This is a genomic window from Streptococcus sp. SM3 (genome assembly GCF_027497875.1).
On the sequence record NZ_JAJNSA010000142.1, the window covers coordinates 1 to 4360 of the forward strand.

The 4360-nt window shown below is 43.3% G+C and carries 5 protein-coding genes; 4 read left to right on the forward strand and 1 reads right to left on the reverse strand.

The window, feature by feature from the left end:
- From PAN06_RS12980 to trxA, 4 genes are all read left to right on the forward strand, one after another.
- The coding region (locus tag PAN06_RS12980) for a Cna B-type domain-containing protein (RefSeq protein WP_269796536.1) at positions 1-1634 on the forward strand (1634 nt) is incomplete at its 5' end.
- A 410-nt stretch (positions 1635-2044) separates the two neighbouring features.
- Positions 2045-2314, forward strand: coding sequence for a 30S ribosomal protein S15 (gene rpsO, locus PAN06_RS12985; RefSeq protein ID WP_003004251.1), 270 nt, complete (start codon positions 2045-2047; stop codon positions 2312-2314).
- A gap of 408 nt (positions 2315-2722) precedes the next feature.
- A complete protein-coding gene (locus tag PAN06_RS12990) occupies positions 2723-2947 on the forward strand; it encodes a DUF4649 family protein (RefSeq protein WP_254728368.1) in 225 nt (74 codons plus the stop codon).
- 12 nt (positions 2948-2959) lie between these two features.
- On the forward strand, positions 2960-3274 hold the full coding sequence (gene trxA, locus PAN06_RS12995; protein ID WP_003013593.1) for a thioredoxin: 315 nt from the start codon (positions 2960-2962) through the stop codon (positions 3272-3274).
- 51 nt (positions 3275-3325) lie between these two features.
- On the opposite strand, the gene PAN06_RS13000 is transcribed toward trxA, so the two are convergent.
- Positions 3326-4360, reverse strand: a 1035-nt coding sequence (locus tag PAN06_RS13000; protein WP_269796537.1) for a M3 family metallopeptidase, incomplete at its 5' end; no start/stop codon positions are given.

Below are 4360 nucleotides of genomic sequence, written 5' to 3' on the forward strand. Positions count from 1 at the left end.
GTGAAAATGGTCAGGCTCTTGCAGGTGCTGTCTTTGCAGTGATAGCAGATGATACAGGTGAGCAAGTCGGAACCATTACGACAGATGAGAATGGTGTTGGCACCATAACTGGTTTGATCAAACAAGCTTATACGGTTAAAGAAATTCAAGCTCCGACAGGCTATGTGCTCTCTGAAGAACCTATCAAGATCAGCAAGGACGATTTTGGAAATGACCTCGCAATTTCTCGTGATGTCGTAAACCAAAAAGAAAAAACAAGTGTTGCTGGTCAAAAGATATGGAATGACAATGACAACCAAGATGGCAAGCGTCCATCAAAAATCACCGTCAACCTCCTAGCAAATGGAGTTAAAGTTGCTTCTAAAGAAGTGAAACCAGATGCTGCAGGAACTTGGGCTTATCATTTTGATAATCTGGATGTGGTCGATGATGCTGGTAATGTCATTGCCTATACTGTTTCAGAAGAACCTGTTGAAGGCTATGAAACAACTATCGAAGGAACCAATATTACCAACACTCGTACACCAGAAGTTGTTGAAATTCCAGTAACGAAGATCTGGAAAGATAATGATAATCAAGATGGTGTTCGTCCTGACAAGGTCACTGTTCGTCTCCTTGCAGATGGTACAGAAGTAGCTAGCCAAGAGCTAAGTGCAGCGACTGATTGGAAGACAGTCTTTACCAATCTTCCAAAATACAATAACGGTAAACAAATTGTCTACACAGTCACAGAAGACACAGTAGCCAATTACTCTGCTGCGATTGATGGAACAACTATTACCAATAGCTACAAGCCAGGTAAAACCAGCGTCACTGTTACAAAACGTTGGGAAGACAACAATGACCAAGATGGAAAACGTCCAAACACCATTAAGGTACAGCTTTATGCAGACGGCAAAACACAAGGAAAAGAAGTGGAACTTTCTGCTAAAAATAACTGGACTCATACCTTTAGCGATTTGCCTCTAAAAGCGAAAGGCAAAGAGATTCAGTACCAAGTGAAAGAAGTTGGAACAGTCAAAGGCTATACTAGTACGGTTGATGATAGTAACAAGGGAAATGTAGTGATCACTAATAGCCACACGCCAGAAGTAACGGAAGTAGCGGTTAAGAAAATCTGGAATGACGCAGACAACAAAGATGGTCTTCGTCCTGAAAAAATCACCGTTCGTCTCCTTGCGGATGGTCAAGAAGTGGCTGTAAAAGAAATCACAGCTACTGATAATTGGCAGGCAAGCTTTACGGATCTACCCGTATACAAGGAAGGTAAGAAGATTACTTACACCATTACAGAGGATCCAGTAGTTGGTTATACAACAACTATTGATGGTTTCACGGTAACCAACCGTCATACGCCACCAACAACACCACCGACCACTCCACCAAGTACACCGCCAACGACTCCGCCTACAACCCCACCAACGACACCTCCTACAACTCCACCGACGACACCACCAACAACGCCGCCAAGCACACCGGAAAAACCAGAAACTCCAACTACACCAAAAGAAGGAAAGAAAAAAATTCTTCCATCAACTGGTGAAGTTGTTGCTTACGGGTTGACCATACTCGGTGCCCTCTTAGCAGTTTTTGCTTTGGCTTTGCTCTTGCGTGGTAAACGGAAAGAGAAATAAGCTTCATACCGATAAAGAGGCTGGGACAAAAGTCCTAGCCTCTCAATTATTTTTGGATTGTCGAGCAAGACGCAGTGGTTGAGTGGGCTCTACTACGCTGATTTCATCAGCTTTTACAGCCCTACTCAACTGTGCGGAGGTGGGACGACGAAATCAAATTCTAACGAATTACCGATTTCTGTCCCACTCTCTTTTGAATAAGTTGCTTGAAGAATGTTCCATCAAACCGTCCAAATTCCCAAGGTTCTTTTTAGAAAAGAGAAAAGCTCCTCTCAAAGGAAACATAAGTGTTTGACAGAAAGATGAAATCTTGGTAGAATAAGAAGGTCGAATAGACAACTAACTCTTTCTTGGTAGCAGGATATGCCAAACCTGCCACTCGGATAGAGCATAAAGAAAAGGAGCTTATCATGGCAATCTCAAAAGAGAAAAAAAATGAAATCATTGCACAATACGCACGTCACGAAGGTGACACTGGTTCAGTAGAAGTACAAGTTGCTGTCCTTACTTGGGAAATCAACCACTTGAACGAACACATCAAACAACACAAAAAAGACCACGCTACTTACCGTGGTTTGATGAAGAAAATCGGTCGCCGTCGTAACTTGTTGGCTTACCTTCGTACAAACGACGTTAACCGTTACCGTGAGTTAATCAACTCTCTTGGACTTCGTCGTTAATCTTGCGTCTAAAACGTTTCTATACTTCGTTGACTTCGCCTCGATGTACCATTAGTACAATCTTCGGTTCGTCGCCTTGTCTAGAAACGTTTTATACAGCAAGAATGGAGCCCTCTGAATTCAGAGGGCTTTTTTGTTAATTTTGATAGAATATACTCAAGTATAATCTTCGGCTTCGGTTTCTAGCATCGTAAGGTAAAATAGACCAGATCTATCTCCCTTCGGGGAGATTTTTTGTTTTCACTAGGATTTTAGCCCGAGCTCAAAACGGCTCTCTGGATTCAGAGGGCTTTTTTCTTGTCTTTTCCTTATCGAACGAGATCCATCATTCTGAGGAAGTCGTTTTGTTTGACAGATGTAATGTATAGAGTTACAATTGATGCATCTTAAGAAATAGAGGTTATCGATATGATTGATATTACATATCTAGACGGTGCAAAACAAGAAAGAGTCATGCATTTTGATTCCTACGATGAGTTTGAACGCTCCCAACAAGCTTGCTTGATTAGAGTAGCAGATTTTTATCCTATTGTGAAACTGACCTATAATGGGCATGAATTGGATTACCAAGGGACTTACGGAGATGTCTTCTTCTATTTGATGAAGCAAGATTTGACGCAGTACCAAAACTAAAGGAGAAAGAAAATGGCAAAAGCAATTACAGATGCAACATTTGAAGCAGAAACAAAAGAAGGCTTGGTCTTGGTAGACTTTTGGGCAACCTGGTGTGGTCCATGTCGCATGCAAGCTCCTATTTTAGAAAAATTATCGGAAGAACTTTCGGAAGATGAGTTAAAAATCCTAAAAATGGATGTGGATGAAAATCCAGAAACAGCGCGTGCTTTCGGCATTATGTCCATCCCAACCTTGCTCTTTAAAAAAGATGGGCAGGTTGTTAAACAAGTAGCAGGAGTGCATACCGCAGCACAAATTAAGGCCATTGTGGCGGAGTTGAGTTAAAAAGCAAAAAAGCTAAAGAAGAATGAACCTTCTTTAGCTTTTTTTTGAATTTTATTCTCCCAATTCTGCACTGTAGGCAATAATTTGATCGACAGTGTCTGAAAGGAATTGGATGGTGTCGCGGAGTGGTTTGTCAGTCGAGATATCTGCTCCGATGATCATGGCTGACTCAAGTGGGGTCTTGCTACCACCTGATTTGAGGAGGTCTAGCCAATCTTTCGCTCCATTTTCGGAGTTTTTCAAATGCAAGTATCCCGCTGTTGAGATAACCAAGCCAGCTGAGTAGGTATAGCTGTAAAGCCCCATGTAGTAGTGGCTTTGGCGCATCCAGGTCAAGGCTGCATCGTCATCGATTTCAACGGCATCTCCCCAGAACTCTGTCAAGACTTCCTTCATGATGCTATTGAGTTTGCTAGCGCCGAAGGTTCCACCTTCTTCAATCAGGGTGTAGACCTTGCGTTGGAAGGCTGCTTCCAACAAGTGGGTGATGAAGTTGTGGAAGTAGGTATCTGTCAAACGGTGAGCCAAGGCAAAGCGTTTTTGACGAGGATCGTCAAACTGGTGTTCCAAATAGTCGCTGAGGAGGAGCTCGTTAAAGGTAGAAGGAGCTTCCACATAGTAGGTCGACATGTGGGCGTTGAAGTAGCTTTGGTTGTTGTCTGAGAAGATAAATTGACCAGAGTGTCCGATCTCGTGGATCAGAGTGTAGACATCGCTCATCCGTCCTGTCCAGCTCATGAGGACATAAGGATGGACGCGGTATGGGTCGGCTGCATAACCACCGGAATCCTTGCCTTCATTGGCCGCAAAGTCAACCCAGCGTTCAGTTTGGTAGCGGGCAATTTCGCAGGAGTATTCTTCCCCAAGAGGTGCTACAGATTTCATGACCAAATCATAAGCGTCATCAATGGTGACATCTGGGTTGAGTGCGCTGTCCAAATCCAACTTCCAATCAGCAAAGGTCATTTTCTCAAGGCCGTTGACCTTGGCCACGTGTTTGAGGAATTTTTGAGCGACCGGAGCAAAGTCCTTCATGATCAGGTCAATCTGACGGTCAAACATGGCACGATCCACTTCCTGCTCAGC

Bases quoted from the DNA above. Each gene is read 5' to 3' on its own strand.
- rpsO (WP_003004251.1), top strand. From the start codon at position 2,045: ATGGCAATCTCAAAAGAGAAAAAAAATGAAATCATTGCACAATACGCA.
- PAN06_RS12990 (WP_254728368.1), top strand. From the start codon at position 2,723: ATGATTGATATTACATATCTAGACGGTGCAAAACAAGAAAGAGTCATG.
- trxA (WP_003013593.1), top strand. From the start codon at position 2,960: ATGGCAAAAGCAATTACAGATGCAACATTTGAAGCAGAAACAAAAGAA.